The sequence below is a fragment of the Flavobacterium sp. 245 genome (assembly GCF_004362055.1).
GTDB lineage: Bacteria > Bacteroidota > Bacteroidia > Flavobacteriales > Flavobacteriaceae > Flavobacterium.
Window position 1 is genome coordinate 45,644 of sequence record NZ_SNXB01000004.1, and the last position, 17,125, is coordinate 62,768.

A 17,125-nucleotide genomic window follows, 5' to 3' on the forward strand; every position below is an offset into this window, starting at 1 on the left:
ATTCTAAGTTTTTTACTTTAATAAAATCTTAGCAACTTAAAAGCTCAGCAACTTTGCAACTTTAAAAAAACTTAGTAACTCAGAACCTTAGCAACTTAGCAACTCAAAAAAAATGAACTACAGAAAACTAGGAAAAACAAACTTTAACATCTCTGAAATCTCACTTGGAACTTGGCAAGTTGGAGGGAAATGGGGATCGGGATTTGACGATAAAACAGCCGATGCGCTTATAAATACAGCAATTGATAATGGTGTCAATTTTATTGATACTGCAGATGTTTATGAAAACGGCTTAAGCGAAACTGCTGTTGGGCGCGTTGTGCGTTCAAGATCTGAACGAATTTATGTTGCGACAAAATGCGGACGTCAAATTAATCCGCATGTAAATGAAGGCTACCAGCCAAAAGTGCTTCAAAAATTTGTTGAAGACAGTTTAAAAAGAACAGGATTAGAAACGCTCGATTTGATTCAGCTGCACTGTCCTCCTACTGAAGTTTATTACCGTCCAGAAATTTTTGAATTATTTGACCGTTTAAAAGATCAGGGGAAAATTTTAAATCTGGGTGTAAGTGTTGAAAAAGTAGAAGAAGCTTTAAAAGCCATCGAATATTCAAATGTTACTACAGTTCAAATTATTTTTAATCTGTTTCGTCAGCGCCCTTCGCAATTGTTTTTCTCAGAAGCGAAGAAGAAAGATATCGGAATCATTGCACGCGTTCCGTTGGCAAGCGGACTTTTAACTGGTAAATTTGATTTAAAAACCACTTTTGAACCGCAAGATCACCGTAATTTTAATCGTAACGGAGATGCTTTTGACAAAGGTGAAACATTCTCAGGAATTGATTATGAATTAGGTTTAAAAGCCGTTGAAGAATTAAAAGCGCTATTTCCAGAAAATCCAAACCTTGCTCCTATTGCCCTGCAATGGATTTTAAATTTTGAAGAAATTAGCTGTATAATTCCCGGCGCTTCAAAAGCAGATCATGTGCTTTCTAATTTATCTGTTTACGATCTTCCTAAAATAAGTCCGGAGAAAATTACTGCAATGAATGCGATTTATGAAAAATATATAAAACCATCTGTTCATCAACTGTGGTAGTTTTTTTTTTTAAGATACTAAGGTTCTGAGATACTAAGATTCTAAGTTTTTTTTAAACCTTAGTATCTCAGAACCTTAGAATCTCATCCTGCCACGCAACCTTTTTTGAATTCACACATCTATGTATAAGAACTAACCTTCAATAATTAACCATGAAAAATTTAAGTTTTATACTAGCTACTCTTTGTCTGATTTTTATTTCTTGCAGTAATGATCGCGCTGACGACAATAACAGCAAAGAAAACGATATCAAGCAATTAGAAAAAATGTATCAGGAAATCGTAACGCTTTCTAAAGTAAATTCGGAGACTTGTACAGATTCAAAAGAATGGGATTTTACAGCAATTGGATCGAAAGCTTGTGGTGGACCTGAGAATTTCATTATTTACTCAAAAAAAATAAACACTGCCGATTTTCTTGCTAAAGTAAAAGCATACACTGATGCTAGAGCAGCATTTAATGTAAAATGGAATATTTTCTCGACCTGCGATATTATCCTGCCTCCTGCCGGAGTTGGCTGTGTTGATGGAAAACCAGTATTCATGCATAATGTCGCTTTTTAAACGCATCTAAGTTTAAAGCTCAAATTCAATTTTAAATTCAGCTCCTTTATTTTTACCTTCACTTTCAGCGTTAAGTGTGCCTTGATGACGTTCGATTATTTTTTTGCATAAGTAAAGCCCAATTCCGGTAGATAATTCATTTGCAGTTCCTAATCGGCTCATTTTAGTGAATTTTTTGAATAATTCTTCAATTTGATTTTTATCAAAACCAATTCCTTTATCGGCTACACTGATTTTTAATTTCGAATCTTCGCTGAAAATTCGGACTTTCACTTCGCTGTCAAAATAAGAGAATTTTATCGCATTGCTTATTAAGTTTACCAAAACCTGAACTAGCAGGCCTTCATCAATCCGTAATTTTGCCTCAGATGTATCTAAACTTACATTTAATGTAATATTTTTATCTAGCAAACGCTGCTCTACTTGTTCGTTTATAAAAGGTACAATATTGGTAAAAACAATCGTTTTAGCATCTGGATTAAGCTTTGCAACCTGATCTTGTTCTTTGAGCAGTTTTATAAAGTTTTCGATGTATCGAAATTGCAAATTAGTCGACTCACAAATTAATTCGGCTAAATGTCTAACAGATTCTGAAGGGTTTTCGCTTAAAATCAATTTCGCAAGTCCTTGCGGATTTCCAGCAAAATTTTTCAAATCATGCGAAAGCATATAAATCAAATCCTGTTTTTCATTTATAAAACTTTCAGACTCATATATTGATTCCTGAATATTGCACATTAATAAACCTGCTTCATCAGTGTATTCTGTAGGCAAAACCGAAAGTTTTCTATTATTTCTATAATCATCCAATGATTTTGAAGCAATAGATATTGGCATAATCAATTGATTTAAAACCAGTAATGTTACTGCAGTAGCCAATAATGTCATAATTATTGCAAAAATCACGATAGAGGCTACAGAAATATTGTACGATGAAAACAGTACAAAAAACAGAATACCAATTAAAGGAATATGGATTCCGATGAATGCAACAAATAAAAATTTAAAAGCGTAGCTTTTTTTAAGAAAACTTATTTGTGACAGATTATGATATAACTTCATAAAAAAATAACAATACAATAGGTTAAAAACGCAGCACTGGGACAATTGCTAAAAAACAAAGTTAACTTTTAAACTCAATTAATCTGTTAAATTAAACAATTTGATAAAATATTTTGAAAATTAAATTTATAAAAGTTTACAAACCCTTATTTTTGCGCTATGGGAAGAAAAAATACAGACAAAGTCGTCTTTCATCAAATTGAAGTTTTAGACGCAGGAGCAAAAGGAGTATCAGTAGCAAAAGCTCCTGATGGAAAAGTAATATTTATTCCGAATGTTGTGCCCGGCGATGTTGTGGATGTACAAACGTTCAAAAAAAGAAAAGCATATTACGAAGGAAAAGCCGTGAAATTTCACGAATTTTCTAAACATCGTATTGAACCAATCTGTGATCATTTTGGTGTTTGTGGCGGATGTAAATGGCAAAATATGAATTACAGCCAACAGCTGTATTACAAACAAAATGAAGTAAAAAATCATTTGCAGCGAATTGGAAAAGTGGAACTTCCAGAATTTGAAGCTATTTTAGGTTCAGAAAAACAGTTTTTCTACAGAAATAAAATGGAATTTTCATTTTCAAACAGCCGTTGGTTAACTGAAAAAGAAATTGGAAGCACAGAAGATTTAGGCAACAGAAACGCATTAGGATTTCATATTCCTAAAATGTGGGATAAAATTTTGGACATTCAAAAATGTCATTTGCAGGAAGATCCTTCAAACGCAATTAGAAACGAAATTAGAGCTTTTGCCAATGATCATAACTTGGCATTCTTTAATCCGAGAGAACATTCTGGATTATTGAGAACCTTAATGATTCGTACTGCTTCAACAGGAGAAATCATGGTTTTGATTCAGTTTTTCGAAGATGACAAAGCAAACCGTGAATTGGTTCTAGATCATTTATACGAGAAATTTCCACAAATTACTTCATTGCAATATGTTGTAAATGCAAAACAAAACGATACAATTTACGATCAGGATATTAAACTTTACAAAGGAAGAGATTATATCTTAGAAGAAATGGAAGGTTTAAAATTTAGTATAAATGCTAAATCTTTTTACCAGACAAACTCAGATCAAGCTTACGAATTGTATAAAATTACACGTGATTTTGCTGGACTGACAGGAAATGAAACTGTTTATGATTTATATACAGGAACTGGAACTATTGCTCAGTTTGTTTCTAAAAAAGCAAAAAAAGTAATTGGTGTAGAAAGTGTTCCAGAAGCTATTTTAGATGCTAAAGCAAACGCTGAGCGCAATAATATCAACAATTGCGAGTTTTTTGTTGGAGACATGAAAGTGGTATTCAACGAAGCTTTTATTGCACAGCACGGAAAACCGGATGTAATTATTACTGATCCACCAAGAGATGGAATGCACGCTGCAGTAATCGATCAGATTTTAAAAATAGCTCCAAAAAAAGTAGTTTATGTAAGTTGTAATTCGGCTACACAAGCACGTGATTTGGCTTTGATGGATGAAAAATACAAAGTTACGCGTGTACGTCCGGTTGATATGTTTCCACAGACGCATCATGTCGAAAATGTTGTACTTTTAGAACTTCGATAAAAAAATATAAATGAGAAAAATAGTTTCAGTTTTACTGCTTTTTACTTTTGGCTTGTCAAGTTGTGAAAAAGATGATATTTGTGATCCAGATACTCCAACAACACCACGATTAGTTATTGATTTTTTCTATGCCGATAATCCATCAGTTAATAAAGAAGTTACTAATTTAAAAGTAATTGGAAAAGGCATGACCGAAGGAATTATTTTTAATGAAAATGCAACTGGCGAGGCAAAGTATCTTGCAAATGGAAGCACTATCTCTATTCCGCTAAGAACCGATGTAAATTCAACATCTTATACTTTTATTTTAGACTCAGGCAATGATAATACGGCAGCAATAAATACAGATGAAGTGCAATTTAATTATTCGCGCCAAAATCTATATGTTTCTAGAGCTTGTGGTTTTAAAACTATTTTTGACCTTGATCCTCTTTCTGACGGAATTCCGCCAACTGCTCCATTTATAAAAACTGATACTGATTCGAAAGGCTTCTGGATGACCCAGATTTATGTAAAAAAATATAACATTGAAACAGAAAATGAAACACACATTGAAGTATATTTCTAGTTTTTGCTTATTGTTTTCAATGTTTTTGGGTCATGCTCAAGAAACACCAACAACTACAGTAACCAAAGAAATCGTTCCTGAAAAACCAAAAACAGAAACTGTAACGAAACCTGCTTTGCAGGAAGTAAAAGCCGACAGCATAAAAACAGACCGTTACGGACTTCGCGTGGGAGTTGATTTGTATAAACTGACTCGCGGTTTTTATGATAAAGATTACAAAGGAATCGAATTTGTGGGTGACTGGCGCTTGACAAAAAAATACTATTTAGCTGCCGAACTAGGTTTTGAAGACAAAACTACTGACGATGACAGACTAAACTCATCGGCAACAGGAACATATATTAAAGGAGGTTTTGATTATAATTTATACCAAAACTGGCTTGATATGGAAAACCTAATCACTATTGGTCTAAGAGGAGGTTTTAGTACATTTAGCCAGGAATTAAATAGTTATAAAATTTACAATCCAAATCCGTATTGGGGTGAACAACCTGCAATTACAGAACACCAAAAATACAACGGACTTACAGCAGGATGGATTGAAGTTGTAATGGGAGTAAAAGCAAAAGTGTTTAATAATGTATTTGTTGGTTTTGGCGTACAGTTGAAAATGCTGGTTGCAAATACAAAACCAGATAATTTTGACAATTTATATATTCCAGGTTTTAACAGAACTTATGACGGAAGTTTCGGAATTGGTTTTAACTATACTGTTTCGTATTTCATTCCTATTTACAAGAAAAAAACAGTTATTCCGGTCGCAACTAAAAAAGCGCCTAAAAAATAAAAATATCAAATAATAAAAAACCACGAACTCATAATTTTGAATTCGTGGTTTTTATTTTATTTCTAATACTATTAAGAAAGCTGAAAATTAACGGCCGCTTTCGAATGTATCAAAGCTGTATCGAAAACGGGAACGGAAACGTCTTCTGGCTTTATTACTAATGGGATTTCGGTACAGCCCAAAATAATTCCTTCTGCACCATTTTTAATTAGTTCATTGGCAATTTCAAGATAACGTTTTTTCGTTTCTTCAGTTACAATTCCCCTTCCCAACTCTTCAAAAATAGTGTAATGAATAAAATCCTTATCGCTTTCCTCAATTGGAATAATTGCTTCGATTCCTTTAACCGCAAGTTTATCTTTAAAGAAATCCAGTTCCATTGTAAACTTAGTTCCTAGTAAACCTACCTTTTTAATTTCTTTTTTCTCAATTTCAACAGCCGTGGCCGTTGCAATATGAATAAGAGGAATATCAATTGCTTCTTGAAGTTTATCAGCAATTAAGTGCATTGTATTGGCGCATAAAACAATCGCTTCCGCCCCGCCCGATTTTAAAAATTCACAGCCTTTAAAAAGCATTTTAAAAGTCGAATCCCAATCGTTGTTATCGTTATTCTTTTTTATATCGGCATAATTAAAAGAATAAACCAAACATTCAGAGAAGTTCAAACCTCCCATTTTTTCATTTATTCCTTCATTAATTAATTTATAATAATCAGCAGTTGAAACCCAGCTGATACCGCCAATAAGTCCAATTTTCTTCATAACGCTGATTAAAATTTTATCCGATTTCTCTAATACCTTTTATAAAAATCCATTTCATAAAAAGCTTTTCACCATCTTTGGTTTTTACAGCCTGAAATTTAGGCCCAATTAGAGTGGCAACAATAAAAGAAGTCACTGGAATCCAAAATCCCGTTAATCCTGTGTATTGTGCAATAATAAATCTTCCTGCTATAAATAGAATAGCAAAAGTTCCTAATTGATATAAAAAAGCTCTTACTTGTAGTTTTGTCATTTTTTTTAAAGTTGCTAAGGCTCTAAGACTCTGAGCTTCTCAGTTTTTTATTTAGAAGCTTAGAGTCTTAGAACTTTAATTTATTTTGTTTATTTATGGAAGATGTTAAAAAATCTTAGCATCTTAGTACCTCAGAATCTTAGTATCTTAGATTTGAAATTTCGTTCTCTTGCTTCCTTCGTACATTTCGTATTTTACTAAACGTGCTTCCAGACTTGCATTGAAAAGTTTAATTTTTCTGGAAGGTTTTAATCCAACAAATTTTAAGGCTTCAAGATTTGCAGTAATAAACCAAGCGTTTGTTCCTGGATAATTTTTCTTTAAAGTATCACCAATGCTAGCGTAGAATTTCTCCATATGAATATCTAAACGCTCGTCGTATGGCGGATTGAAAACCATATGCAGTTTTCCTTCTACTGCTTTCTCAGTATCGAAAAAATTATCTTCAGAAACCGTTACATAATCTTCAAGATTTGCATTTCTTACATTGTCTTTCGCTTTGCTTACTGCACTTGGTGCTTTATCAAAACCTTTTATTGTATAATGAAATTCTTTTGTTTTTTTCATCAAACTGTTTACAATCTGATCAAATAAATCATTGTCCCAGTCTTTCCATTTTTCAAAAGCAAATTCTTTTCTGTTGATGTTTGCCGGAATATTACAAGCGATCATAGCCGCTTCCGCCAAGAAAGTTCCAGATCCACACATTGGATCCAAAAAGTGACTTTGACCTTCCCAACCTGACAACAACAGAATTCCTGCCGCCAAAACTTCATTGATTGGTGCAATATTCGTAGCTGTTCTGTAACCACGCTGGTGCAGTGAATTTCCAGAAGTATCTAAAGCTACAGAAACCTGATCTTTATCAATATGAACATTGATTCTTAAGTCTGGATATTGTTTATCAATGCTTGGTCTTTGTCCAGTTCTTTCTCTAAACTGATCCACAATCGCATCTTTACATTTTTGAGAGACAAATTCTGAGTGATTAAAATAAGTCGAATGCACTGTTGCATCAATTACAAAAGTTTGGTTGGCATTAAGCAATTTAGACCAGTTAACACCTGAAATTCCTTTGTATAATGCCTGCTCGTTGTTTGCTCTAAACGAGTAAATTGGTTTTAATACTTTAAGCGCCGTACGCAACGATAAATTGGCTTTATACATAAAACCTTTATCGCCTTTAAAGCTTACCATTCTCACTCCTTTTTCGACATCCTGAGCACCAAGATCACGTAATTCTTTTTCTAATATTTCTTCGAAACCAAAAAAACATTTGGCTATCATTCTAAAATTTTCTTCCATCTTTATTTTTGTTTAAAAAAACAACTCCAATCGCAAATGCATATTACCAATTATATAGGTATCCTTGCGAAATAGTTATTTTTCGGCAAAAATACACTAAATTTGCGGTACTTTGAATTAATTGAAATAGAATAAATGTCTGAAGCACCAAACTCATCAACACCAAATCAGGAGCGTAACACCGAAAACTGGTTCTCTTCATGGTTTGACACTCCGTATTATCACATTCTTTATAAAGACCGAAATTACCGTGAGGCTCAGATTTTTATGGATAATCTTACTCATTACCTAAATCTTCCTGAAAAGGCTAAGGTATTGGATTTAGCGTGTGGAAAAGGACGTCATTCTATTTATTTAAACCAACTTGGCTTTGATGTTTTAGGCGCCGATTTGTCTGAAAACAGTATTGCCGAAGCCAGTAAAAACAGCAACGAAACCCTGCATTTCAAGGTCCACGACATGCGCGAGCCTTTCGAAGAAAAATTCGATGCTATTTTTAATTTGTTTACCAGTTTTGGCTATTTCGAAAGTGATGACGACAATCTTACGACTTTAAAAGCTATCAAAGAAAGTTTATCTGAATACGGTTTTGCCGTGATTGATTTTATGAATGTGGCGCAGGTAATCGAAACTTTGGTTCCCGAAGAAGTAAAAACCGTTGACGGAATCGATTTTAAAATCAAAAGATACCTTGAAGACGGACATATTTTCAAAGAAATTGATTTTGAAGATCAAGGACATAAATATCATTTTACCGAAAAAGTAAAAGCTTTAACTTTAAAAGATTTTGAAGAATTAATGGCCGAAGCCGGAATTTTTCTTTTGGATATTTTTGGAGATTACAAACTCAAAAAATTCCATAAAACCGAAAGCGAACGATTAATCATGATTTTTAAATAGGTTTAATTGTTTAACTGTTAATTTGTTTAATCGTTTTAAGCAAACTAACAAAAACCGATTAAACGATTAAACAAAAACCGATTAAACAAAATAATGAACTACTTACTACCCTTATTTTCTGTACTTTTAGGTTATGCTGTGGCTTTATTTATAAAACCAAAAAACAAAACCAATCTAAAATTATTACTTGCTTTTAGCGGTTCATTTTTATTATCGTTAACCGTAATACATTTGTTGCCTGAAGTTTACGAATCTCATAATCATAATATTGGTTTATTTATAATGGTCGGGATTTTATTCCAGATCATCCTTGAATTTTTCTCAAAAGGTGCTGAACACGGGCACGTTCACGGGCATGCACAAATGTCTCAGATTCCATGGTTGCTTTTTATCAGTTTATGTATTCACGCCTTTCTGGAAGGTTTTCCTGTAAGTCATCATCACGGTTTAGCAATCGGAATTGCGATTCATCATTTGCCAATTGCCGTGATTTTAACTACGTTTTTCATCAATGCAAATCTCAACAAAAAAGCAATTTTTGCTTTCATGCTTACTTTCGCCATTATGACTCCGCTTGGTACAATTGCCTCTGAATATTTACCCATTTTAAATGCATATTACACTGAAATAACAGCCATTGTAATCGGAATCCTATTCCATATTTCATCGACTATTATCTTCGAAAGCAGTGAAGGACACAAATTCAATGTTGCCAAAGTTTCCATGATTGTTCTTGGTATTTTATTGGCATTCGTATTATAAGTAGGACGTGCCCAAATTCACAAAAGACGTTTAAATATCCTAACAGGTTTTTTCAACCTGTTAGGTATCCATTTTTAGGTAGCGAAAGAAAATACCTAACAGGTTGAAAAAACCTGTTAGGATACTACAAAAATTATCTAATTTTCTAATTGACTAATTATCTAATTAATTCCCCGTTCTCTTTTTCTCCTCCTGATTTCCAAAAGCTCTTTCCTTCACATTTATCTTCTTATTCCCAAAATTATAAACCACAGATAAACGTACAAATCTGTTACTTTCAGTTTGGCTGTAAACCTGTTTTACACCATTTACAACCGAAGTAAAATCTTTTAAATAAGACGTATTAAAAATATCATTTGCCAAAAATGCGATCTGCATTGTTTTATTAAACAAATCCTGTTTGAAACCGATATCAAAACTAGAGGCATATCCCACTTCATACAAACCACTTTTAAAAGGAGTTGTATACGAAAAATCGATTTGCAATTTTGTCGTTTTACCTAATACAAAAGTGTTATTTGTCGAAAAATCAATTTGCAAACTGTTTGATGGAGTTGCATTTATGTCTTTAATAAATTCCGTTTTTGCTCCTAAAAAGTATAATGAATTTTCACTCTGCCACCAATCTGCAAAAGTTGCTGAATAGCTTTCTCCAACTCCATAACTTAAATTTTTAAAATAATTCTCACGTGTTACAATTTGTGTATTCGTTTCTGGGTTTGCACTAAATAAAACACCATAACCATTAGTAACAGAGTTGACAAAAACACTGGTTCTCAGGATTTCTTTATAAGAATGTGCAAACTCAAAATTATCACTGAAAGAAGGTTTTAAAAACGGATTTCCTTCTGAATAACTATTACTGCTGATGTAAATTCTAAACGGATTCAATAAGTCAAAACGAGGTCTGTTTATTCTTTTCCCGTAATTTAAACTGAAAGTATTATTTTCGTTTCTCTTGTAAGAAGCATAAACCGTTGGAAACAATTTCAAATAATTATTCTCTGTCGTTTGATTCAGAGTTTCAGAAAACCCATTTGTTTGTGTATTTTCCAATCTTAAGCCCATTTGAAAATTCCATTTTTCATTTAGTTTTTTATCTGCATTCACATAAATCGCCTGATTGTTTTCGGTATATATAAATCGGTTTAACTGATTTGGATCTAAGACCGGAGTTCCTGAAATTGTATTGTAATAAAGTACATCGCTGATACTATTTGTGAAACTCATTTTTGCACCATAAGACAAATTGATCGCCTGAAACGGATGTTCCATATCGGCCTTAAAACTCCAGTTGTCAATATCCTGATTCGAAATGTTTTTTCCTGCCTGATTTACATCTACAAATATCATTTCCGGTGTATAATTATTGGCTATAAAACTTCTATCAAATTTTGAATCGTAATTAAAATAATCCACATCAAAAGATAATTTTCGATTTAAGCCATCTAGCTTGGTAATCAAATGCGCATTATAAGTTTGATTTCCTGATCCTCTATCGGTATTACTTTTATTCAGAGTAATATTGTACAATTGATTTTGAGCATTATAATTACTAATCGAAATATCCGAGTTGAAATCTGGATTATTTCTGTCATTCATAAATTGAAAACCAACTGTTGTACGTTCAGAGAAATCATAATCCAAAGCTATTTTTCCGGAAAAGTTTTCGGTTTTTACTTTTGTTGTGCTTTGCATGTGCGAAAGCCCATCAGGAAAATACATTTTTAAGTCGTCTGTAGCATTCAAATAGCCTGTTTTTCCGTTAATGCTGGCAGAAAAACGAAACTTCTTTTTATTGTAAAAGAAATTATCTCTCAAAGTAAAAATTCCATATTTATTCTGATCATAAGAAGCTGTCGTGGTGTTTTTCCACGAATCACGGACTCCTTTTTTCATGATAATATTAATCAGTCCGCCAGTTCCTTCCGCTTCATATTTCGCCGGCGGATTGCTGATAATTTCAATATTTTTAATATCACTTGCCGATATTGATTTCAAAAAGTTATTCAATTCTTCGCCAGCCAATTCAATCATTCTTCCATCGATCATAACGCGGGAAGTTCCTTTTCCTAAAATAGTAATGGTATTATTTTTTACTACAACTCCCGGCGCAGTGTTAATCGCGCTTAAGGCATCTCCTCCAACATTTGTAACATTATTTTCCAGATTGTAAACCAGACGATCTGTTTTCTGTTCAATGATTTTCTTTTTAGACTGAACAACAACTTCAACTAATTTGGTTGCATTTTCTTTTAAGATAATGGTTTCTAAATCGGTATCTTTTTCTATCGAAATCTCTTTTTCATATTCTTCAAATCCCAAAAGACTAACTCCTATTTTATATGAACCTTTTTTAAGATTGATTTCAAAAGTTCCATCTGGTTTCGTTGTTGTTCCGTCAATAATTTTCCCTTCTGAATTTATGATTGATATATCTACCCATTCTAAAGATGTTGTTTCGCTTGCTATTTTTCCTTTTAATTTAAATGATGCTTGTGCTAAGGAAAAGAATGGCAATAATAAAAAGATAAGGAGGTTTGATGTTTTCATGATTTCTATTTTTAACTTGTTCGATTAATTTGAAGCAAAGTTGCCTTAGAAATTTTCCAGATTCGACCGACAAAAAAAAGTCGAACCATTTTCTATTAAAGAAATTGGTTCGACTTTATAAGGGACGAAGTACGACTTTTTACAAAACTCTTATTATGAAGCGTTTCGGTAAGCTGTAGGCGTTAAATTGGTGTATTTTTTAAAAGAAGTATTAAATGAAGATTTTGAATTAAAACCGACTTCATATAAAATTTCTAAAACGGTAAGTTGATTTTTAGACTCATCTTTTAAAATATTCATTGCTTTTTGAATGCGATATTCATTAACAAAATCAAAAAAGTGCTGATCCATTTTATGATTAATCAAAACAGACAAATCCCGAACCGGAATTTCAATTTGATTGGCGAGTTCCTGAATCGTAAGCGACGGATCCAGAAAAGGTTCTTTCTCGGCCATATATTGCTTCAAGGTGGAAATTTGGCTGTTAATCACATCATTTTGAACGTTGGTTGAAGCGGATTTATCTCCATCAACTTCCGGCAGAATATCTTTTGTGAGTTTCAATTTAGAATTCACTCCTCTAAAAAGTTCGGGATGATTCAACGCTTTCATTATAAACCAGCAGGTTATAAACAAAGCGATGCTTCCTACAAGGACATTTGCCCAAAGAAATATCTCTCTGTAACCGCTATAGCGCAATAAATTTTTTAATGCCACAATTGAATGTGCAGTAAGAAACACGCAAGTTATCTGAAAAAGCCATTTATAAGTCGCCGTACTTGGATTTGCGTAATTTTCTAAATAGATATGACGGTATTTTTTTAAAATCAAAAATACACTGACAATGTAAAAGGCATATTGAAATTCAATTAAAATCTGGATAAAGTAAATCTCAGGCAATTGATTAAACGTTGAAAGAAAAGTATCTTTATCTGTGTCAAGGTTTAAATAAATTCCAGGAATGAAAACTAAATTGACAACGACAAAGGGTAGTAAATGAATTAAATGTTTCCATTGTAATCTAAAATCAGAATAACAAACCGCCAACACAAAAAGGTAAAACAAAGGCATTTCAAATAAACAGGCAGTTGCTCTGAAAATTTCCCAATTTAGTTCGGTTCGTGTTACAGTATCAATAAAAAATCCACTGAGATCGACAGCAGAGAAAATAAAAAACCAGGCAAATAATCTGTTTGCCAATTTATTTTCGGTTTTAACCGTGAATAAAAAAAAGGCCAACAGTAAAGAAACAAAAACAGAGATCTTACCAATCCCTTGCAATAAATCTAATTTATCCATTTATTTTTTAATATTTTAACAAATATAATATTTTAGTTCTTTTAACAAAGATGCAAGAAAGGATTCCCATCATACTAAACAAAACTTAAATCTTTGTGAGTTTGTTTAGTAAATTTCGTGATTGAGAGAAAAAAGATTATTTTTGCCGAGTCTAAATAACTGATAAAAATGACATTTACCAAAACAACGGAGCTAGCATCCAAGTATGAGCATTTAGAGAAAATGTCTGTTCATGAATTGTTATCCAATATTAATCAAGAAGATAAAACGGTTCCTTATGCCGTAGAAAAAGCTTTACCTCAAATAGAAGCTTTAATTCCGCACATAGTTGCTAAATTAAAATTAGGAGGCAGGCTGTTTTATATTGGAGCAGGGACTTCAGGACGACTTGGTGTTGTGGATGCTTCGGAGTGTCCGCCAACATTTGGTGTTCCTTTTGATTTAGTAAACGGAATTATTGCGGGCGGAGATACGGCTATAAGACGTGCAGTAGAAAATGCTGAAGACAGTACAACAAATGCTTGGATTGATCTTCAAAAATATAATATTGACTCTAATGATGTTGTAATTGGTATTGCAGCATCTGGAACAACTCCGTACGTAATCAGCGGTTTAGAAGCTTGTAATAAAAATAATATTATTACTGGCTGTATTACTTGCAACGCAGGAAGTCCGCTGGCGTTAACAGCACAATTCCCCATTGAAGTAGTGGTTGGCCCAGAATTTATAACTGGAAGTTCTAGAATGAAAGCCGGAACGGCTCAAAAACTAGTTTTAAACATGATTTCGACTGCGGCAATGATTCAACTTGGAAAAGTTAGAGGAAATAAAATGGTCGACATGCAATTAAGCAATATAAAACTTGTTGATCGCGGCGTAAAAATGATTATGGAAGAAATTCCTGTTTCATACGACGAAGCCTCAGAATTATTAAAGAAATATGGCAGCGTGAGAAATGCTGTCGACAATTATTTAAAGTAAAATTTTTTTGTGAAGTGTAAAATGCTACTTAACCGCAGAGATCGCAATGGATTTACACAAGGTTAGCAAAATTAGTCAACCTGAAACTTGAAACTTTTTCAAACTTGAAACAAAAAAAATGGCAACAAATAAAGAATTATTAGGAAAAGGAATTAAATACTTGTCAGGTTCGTTGCCATTATTATTTATAGGGCCATCTCTGATTTATAATGCTTTCATGAATCAACATACAAACTGGCATTATTTAGTTTTAGGAATTGGAATTGTAGCTTGCTTAAGTGCTATGTTTTTAATTTTTTACGGGTTGAAAATCATTATGAAAGGTTTGTTCAATGATTAAACTAGTCTTCTAAACAAAACCTTTAACCTCTTTATTAAACTCCAACATGGAAGACATAATTCACATTCAAAAAACATTCGAAAAGGTTATTTACATCGATAAAAAAATAAACAATCGGGAGTTTGAAGATTGTGTTTTTAAAAACTGTGATTTTTCTAACAGTAATTTTAATTCCAATACCTTTTTAGATTGCGAATTTATTGACTGCAATCTTTCAATGACAAGTTTAGCTGGAACAAGTTTAAAAAATGTCACTTTTAGAAACTGTAAACTTCTTGGAATTGCTTTTCACGAATGTGATGATTTTTTATTTCAGGTTCATTTTGAAGAATGTACTTTAGATTATGCTATATTTTCTAATAAAAAAATGCCTAAAACTAAGTTTATAGATTCCTCTGTTCGCGAAGTAACTTTTATTGGAACTAATTTAACAAGTTCTGTTTTTGACAATTGCAACCTTGAAGGAGCTATTTTTAATGAAACGCAATTGGCCGGAGTTAATTTTAAAACGGCTTATAATTATAAAATTGATCCCGAATTTAATCCAATGCGAAAAGCACAATTTTCTAATGATGGAATTGTTGGGCTTTTAGATAAGTATGACATTAAAATCGTATAGATAATTTTAGAAAGAATGCCGAGAATCTAAACAGACTTTCTTTTTTCATAAAAATAAAATTGATCATGGAAGCAAATGAATCCTATTTAGAAAGCGCGAAAAAGCAATTTTTATATTATAAAATGCTGGGCGAAAAAGCGATTGACCAATTAGAACCTCAACAGCTTTTTATTGCTGTTAACGAAGATACAAACAGCATTGCAACTATTATAAAACATATTTCTGGTAATATGCTTTCGCGCTGGACAGACTTTTTGACTTCTGACGGAGAGAAAGAATGGCGAAATCGTGATGCTGAATTCGAAAATGATTTACAATCGAAAGATGAAGTATTAGAAGTTTGGAATAAAGGCTGGAATGTTTTTCTTGAAACATTAAATAGTTTAAAACCTGAACAGCTTTCAGATATCATTTATATCCGAAATGAAGGTCATACCGTTATTGAAGCAATAAACAGGCAATTGGCTCATTATCCATATCATGTTGGGCAAATTGTTTTTTACGCCAAACAACTAAAAAATAGTTCTTGGGAAAGTTTATCGATTCCGAAGAATAAATCGGGAAATTATAATGCTGAAAAATTTGCAAAAGAAAAAGAAATCAAGAACTTTACTGATGATGAATTTAAGAGATTGAAATAAAATATCCCCAAATATGAAATCAAAAGATAACGAAACGCATCACTTTTTGCCAAGCGGAGAATGGGAAGGCTTTTATTGCTACTCAAATTCTCCCCAACAACATAAAATGTCGATAGAATTGGTTTTTAGCAATTTAGTCGTAAAGGGATCCGGAGTCGACGATGTAGCTCCATTTCGATGGAATGGAACTTATAATTTGGAGAATTTTAAAATTAAAATGATCAAAACCTATTCTACACATACTATTAATTACAAAGGCGATATTGATGAAAATGGTATTTGGGGAACTTGGGATCAACCAGCCGATGTTTCTGACTTAGAAGGATTTGCCCCACATGTTATAGAAAAACTGTTGGAATATGCAAGAGGAGGATTTCATATTTGGCCCAAAGCTTCAAAAAGCGAATCCAAAGAAGAAATTAGAGAAGAAGTAAAAGAATCTAAAAAATTAAAAGAGTTTTATATCCAAAAAATTTGAGTTTAATTACTATCTACAAAGGTAGTTTGCCATTTAATTCAAAACGCTATCTAAACAAACATTTCAAAATGAAAAAAATAGTATTCTTATTTCCAATACTGGCTTTAGTATCTTGTTACAACGCCGAACACAACTGCAAAGATTTTAAAAATGGAAAATTCAAATTTGAGTTTGAAGTAAATGGCGTAAAAAAAACAACTTTCTTTGAACGAAAAGACAGCATTGAAATCGAAACTTTTGAAGGAAAAACAGATACTGCAACCATTCGCTGGGTAAGCGACTGCGAATATGTTTTGCAGAAAAAACACCCAAAAAATATGGCCGAAGAAAAAGCAATCAGCATGAAAATTTTAACGACTTCGAAAGATTCATACACGTTTGAATTTGGCTTGGTTGGTTCTGAAGAGAAACAGAGAGGCAAGGTTTTCAAAATTGAGTAAACAGTTAAAGTCCCAATTGGGGCTTTTTTTTTGACTTGCCACCAAGATTCAAAATCACTGAGTTTTTTTATCATATTGCAAAAACCTTTGCCGCTTTGTCCCTACGCTCATCTTTGCATAAAATAAACTTTAGTGTTTA

General features: G+C 32.7%; 19 protein-coding genes. 13 read left to right on the top strand and 6 right to left on the bottom strand.

Going from position 1 to position 17,125, the window contains the following annotated elements; genetic code table 11:
* Positions 1-112: 112 nt before the first annotated feature.
* Both EV145_RS08995 and EV145_RS09000 read left to right on the top strand, forming a co-directional pair.
* Positions 113-1,099, top strand: coding sequence for an aldo/keto reductase (locus EV145_RS08995; protein WP_133524887.1), 987 nt, complete (start codon positions 113-115; stop codon positions 1,097-1,099).
* A 152-nt stretch (positions 1,100-1,251) separates the two neighbouring features.
* Positions 1,252-1,662, top strand: coding sequence for a hypothetical protein (locus tag EV145_RS09000; RefSeq protein ID WP_133524888.1), 411 nt, complete (start codon positions 1,252-1,254; stop codon positions 1,660-1,662).
* A 12-nt stretch (positions 1,663-1,674) separates the two neighbouring features.
* Here EV145_RS09000 and EV145_RS09005 read toward each other — a convergent pair whose 3' ends face one another.
* Positions 1,675-2,724, bottom strand: a complete 1,050-nt coding sequence (locus tag EV145_RS09005) for a sensor histidine kinase (protein WP_133524889.1) — start codon at positions 2,722-2,724, stop codon at positions 1,675-1,677.
* 159 nt (positions 2,725-2,883) lie between these two features.
* Between EV145_RS09005 and rlmD the strand changes: the two genes are divergently transcribed.
* Genes rlmD through EV145_RS09020 form a run of 3 tightly spaced genes read left to right on the top strand, consistent with a single transcriptional unit; the run spans position 2,884 to position 5,651 of the window.
* Positions 2,884-4,296 carry a 23S rRNA (uracil(1939)-C(5))-methyltransferase RlmD gene (gene rlmD / locus EV145_RS09010; protein WP_133524890.1) on the top strand — a complete coding sequence of 471 codons (1,413 nt, stop codon included), beginning with the start codon at positions 2,884-2,886 and terminating at the stop codon, positions 4,294-4,296.
* 10 nt (positions 4,297-4,306) lie between these two features.
* Complete coding sequence (locus EV145_RS09015; protein ID WP_133524891.1) at positions 4,307-4,864, top strand: DUF6452 family protein; 558 nt, start codon at positions 4,307-4,309, stop codon at positions 4,862-4,864.
* Positions 4,836-5,651: a DUF6048 family protein gene (locus EV145_RS09020; protein ID WP_133524892.1), complete on the top strand. Its 816-nt coding sequence runs from the start codon at positions 4,836-4,838 to the stop codon at positions 5,649-5,651. Before EV145_RS09015 ends, EV145_RS09020 begins: the two co-directional genes overlap by 29 nt.
* A 71-nt stretch (positions 5,652-5,722) precedes the next feature.
* Here EV145_RS09020 and EV145_RS09025 read toward each other — a convergent pair whose 3' ends face one another.
* The 3 genes from EV145_RS09025 to EV145_RS09035 form a co-directional block, all read right to left on the bottom strand.
* Entirely contained in the window at positions 5,723-6,415 is a 693-nt protein-coding gene (locus tag EV145_RS09025) for an aspartate/glutamate racemase family protein (RefSeq protein WP_133524893.1), read from the bottom strand.
* Positions 6,416-6,431: 16 nt separating this feature from the next.
* A complete protein-coding gene (locus EV145_RS09030) occupies positions 6,432-6,668 on the bottom strand; it encodes a hypothetical protein (RefSeq protein ID WP_133524894.1) in 237 nt (78 codons plus the stop codon).
* Between the two features lie 147 nt (positions 6,669-6,815).
* Positions 6,816-7,973, bottom strand: coding sequence for a class I SAM-dependent RNA methyltransferase (locus tag EV145_RS09035; protein WP_133524895.1), 1,158 nt, complete (start codon positions 7,971-7,973; stop codon positions 6,816-6,818).
* Between the two features lie 135 nt (positions 7,974-8,108).
* Here EV145_RS09035 and EV145_RS09040 point away from each other — a divergent pair, with 135 nt between their 5' ends.
* Together EV145_RS09040 and EV145_RS09045 are read left to right on the top strand one after the other, a co-directional pair.
* Positions 8,109-8,873 carry a class I SAM-dependent methyltransferase gene (locus EV145_RS09040; RefSeq protein WP_133524896.1) on the top strand — a complete coding sequence of 255 codons (765 nt, stop codon included), beginning with the start codon at positions 8,109-8,111 and terminating at the stop codon, positions 8,871-8,873.
* A gap of 93 nt (positions 8,874-8,966) precedes the next feature.
* Positions 8,967-9,635, top strand: a complete 669-nt coding sequence (locus tag EV145_RS09045) for a ZIP family metal transporter (protein ID WP_133524897.1) — start codon at positions 8,967-8,969, stop codon at positions 9,633-9,635.
* A 165-nt stretch (positions 9,636-9,800) separates the two neighbouring features.
* On the opposite strand, the gene EV145_RS09050 is transcribed toward EV145_RS09045, so the two are convergent.
* Positions 9,801-12,188, bottom strand: coding sequence for a TonB-dependent receptor domain-containing protein (locus EV145_RS09050; protein WP_133524898.1), 2,388 nt, complete (start codon positions 12,186-12,188; stop codon positions 9,801-9,803).
* A gap of 153 nt (positions 12,189-12,341) precedes the next feature.
* Positions 12,342-13,487 carry a helix-turn-helix domain-containing protein gene (locus tag EV145_RS09055; RefSeq protein ID WP_133524899.1) on the bottom strand — a complete coding sequence of 382 codons (1,146 nt, stop codon included), beginning with the start codon at positions 13,485-13,487 and terminating at the stop codon, positions 12,342-12,344.
* Positions 13,488-13,655: 168 nt separating this feature from the next.
* Here EV145_RS09055 and murQ point away from each other — a divergent pair, with 168 nt between their 5' ends.
* The 6 genes from murQ to EV145_RS09085 all read left to right on the top strand — a co-directional run bounded on the left by murQ (position 13,656) and on the right by EV145_RS09085 (position 16,986).
* Positions 13,656-14,468 carry an N-acetylmuramic acid 6-phosphate etherase gene (gene murQ, locus EV145_RS09060; protein WP_133524900.1) on the top strand — a complete coding sequence of 271 codons (813 nt, stop codon included), beginning with the start codon at positions 13,656-13,658 and terminating at the stop codon, positions 14,466-14,468.
* Positions 14,469-14,586: 118 nt separating this feature from the next.
* Entirely contained in the window at positions 14,587-14,808 is a 222-nt protein-coding gene (locus tag EV145_RS09065; protein WP_017498392.1) for a DUF6095 family protein, read from the top strand.
* A 46-nt stretch (positions 14,809-14,854) separates the two neighbouring features.
* Positions 14,855-15,427 carry a pentapeptide repeat-containing protein gene (locus EV145_RS09070; RefSeq protein WP_133524901.1) on the top strand — a complete coding sequence of 191 codons (573 nt, stop codon included), beginning with the start codon at positions 14,855-14,857 and terminating at the stop codon, positions 15,425-15,427.
* 65 nt (positions 15,428-15,492) lie between these two features.
* Positions 15,493-16,068 carry a DUF1572 family protein gene (locus EV145_RS09075; RefSeq protein ID WP_133524902.1) on the top strand — a complete coding sequence of 192 codons (576 nt, stop codon included), beginning with the start codon at positions 15,493-15,495 and terminating at the stop codon, positions 16,066-16,068.
* Between the two features lie 13 nt (positions 16,069-16,081).
* Entirely contained in the window at positions 16,082-16,546 is a 465-nt protein-coding gene (locus tag EV145_RS09080) for a hypothetical protein (protein WP_133524903.1), read from the top strand.
* A gap of 68 nt (positions 16,547-16,614) precedes the next feature.
* Positions 16,615-16,986 carry a DNA topoisomerase IV gene (locus EV145_RS09085; protein ID WP_133524904.1) on the top strand — a complete coding sequence of 124 codons (372 nt, stop codon included), beginning with the start codon at positions 16,615-16,617 and terminating at the stop codon, positions 16,984-16,986.
* The last annotated feature ends 139 nt before the right edge of the window (positions 16,987-17,125 follow it).

What these genes read in the sequence shown, in the direction of transcription:
- EV145_RS09015 (WP_133524891.1), top strand. Translation starts at nt 4,307, where the DNA reads ATGAGAAAAATAGTTTCAGTTTTACTGCTTTTTACTTTTGGCTTGTCA.
- EV145_RS08995 (WP_133524887.1), top strand. Translation starts at nt 113, where the DNA reads ATGAACTACAGAAAACTAGGAAAAACAAACTTTAACATCTCTGAAATC.
- EV145_RS09065 (WP_017498392.1), top strand. Translation starts at nt 14,587, where the DNA reads ATGGCAACAAATAAAGAATTATTAGGAAAAGGAATTAAATACTTGTCA.
- EV145_RS09000 (WP_133524888.1), top strand. Translation starts at nt 1,252, where the DNA reads ATGAAAAATTTAAGTTTTATACTAGCTACTCTTTGTCTGATTTTTATT.
- rlmD (WP_133524890.1), top strand. Translation starts at nt 2,884, where the DNA reads ATGGGAAGAAAAAATACAGACAAAGTCGTCTTTCATCAAATTGAAGTT.
- EV145_RS09075 (WP_133524902.1), top strand. Translation starts at nt 15,493, where the DNA reads ATGGAAGCAAATGAATCCTATTTAGAAAGCGCGAAAAAGCAATTTTTA.
- EV145_RS09080 (WP_133524903.1), top strand. Translation starts at nt 16,082, where the DNA reads ATGAAATCAAAAGATAACGAAACGCATCACTTTTTGCCAAGCGGAGAA.
- EV145_RS09045 (WP_133524897.1), top strand. Translation starts at nt 8,967, where the DNA reads ATGAACTACTTACTACCCTTATTTTCTGTACTTTTAGGTTATGCTGTG.
- EV145_RS09030 (WP_133524894.1), bottom strand. Translation starts at nt 6,668, where the DNA reads ATGACAAAACTACAAGTAAGAGCTTTTTTATATCAATTAGGAACTTTT.
- EV145_RS09035 (WP_133524895.1), bottom strand. Translation starts at nt 7,973, where the DNA reads ATGGAAGAAAATTTTAGAATGATAGCCAAATGTTTTTTTGGTTTCGAA.
- EV145_RS09040 (WP_133524896.1), top strand. Translation starts at nt 8,109, where the DNA reads ATGTCTGAAGCACCAAACTCATCAACACCAAATCAGGAGCGTAACACC.
- EV145_RS09005 (WP_133524889.1), bottom strand. Translation starts at nt 2,724, where the DNA reads ATGAAGTTATATCATAATCTGTCACAAATAAGTTTTCTTAAAAAAAGC.
- EV145_RS09020 (WP_133524892.1), top strand. Translation starts at nt 4,836, where the DNA reads ATGAAACACACATTGAAGTATATTTCTAGTTTTTGCTTATTGTTTTCA.
- murQ (WP_133524900.1), top strand. Translation starts at nt 13,656, where the DNA reads ATGACATTTACCAAAACAACGGAGCTAGCATCCAAGTATGAGCATTTA.
- EV145_RS09085 (WP_133524904.1), top strand. Translation starts at nt 16,615, where the DNA reads ATGAAAAAAATAGTATTCTTATTTCCAATACTGGCTTTAGTATCTTGT.
- EV145_RS09050 (WP_133524898.1), bottom strand. Translation starts at nt 12,188, where the DNA reads ATGAAAACATCAAACCTCCTTATCTTTTTATTATTGCCATTCTTTTCC.
- EV145_RS09025 (WP_133524893.1), bottom strand. Translation starts at nt 6,415, where the DNA reads ATGAAGAAAATTGGACTTATTGGCGGTATCAGCTGGGTTTCAACTGCT.
- EV145_RS09055 (WP_133524899.1), bottom strand. Translation starts at nt 13,487, where the DNA reads ATGGATAAATTAGATTTATTGCAAGGGATTGGTAAGATCTCTGTTTTT.
- EV145_RS09070 (WP_133524901.1), top strand. Translation starts at nt 14,855, where the DNA reads ATGGAAGACATAATTCACATTCAAAAAACATTCGAAAAGGTTATTTAC.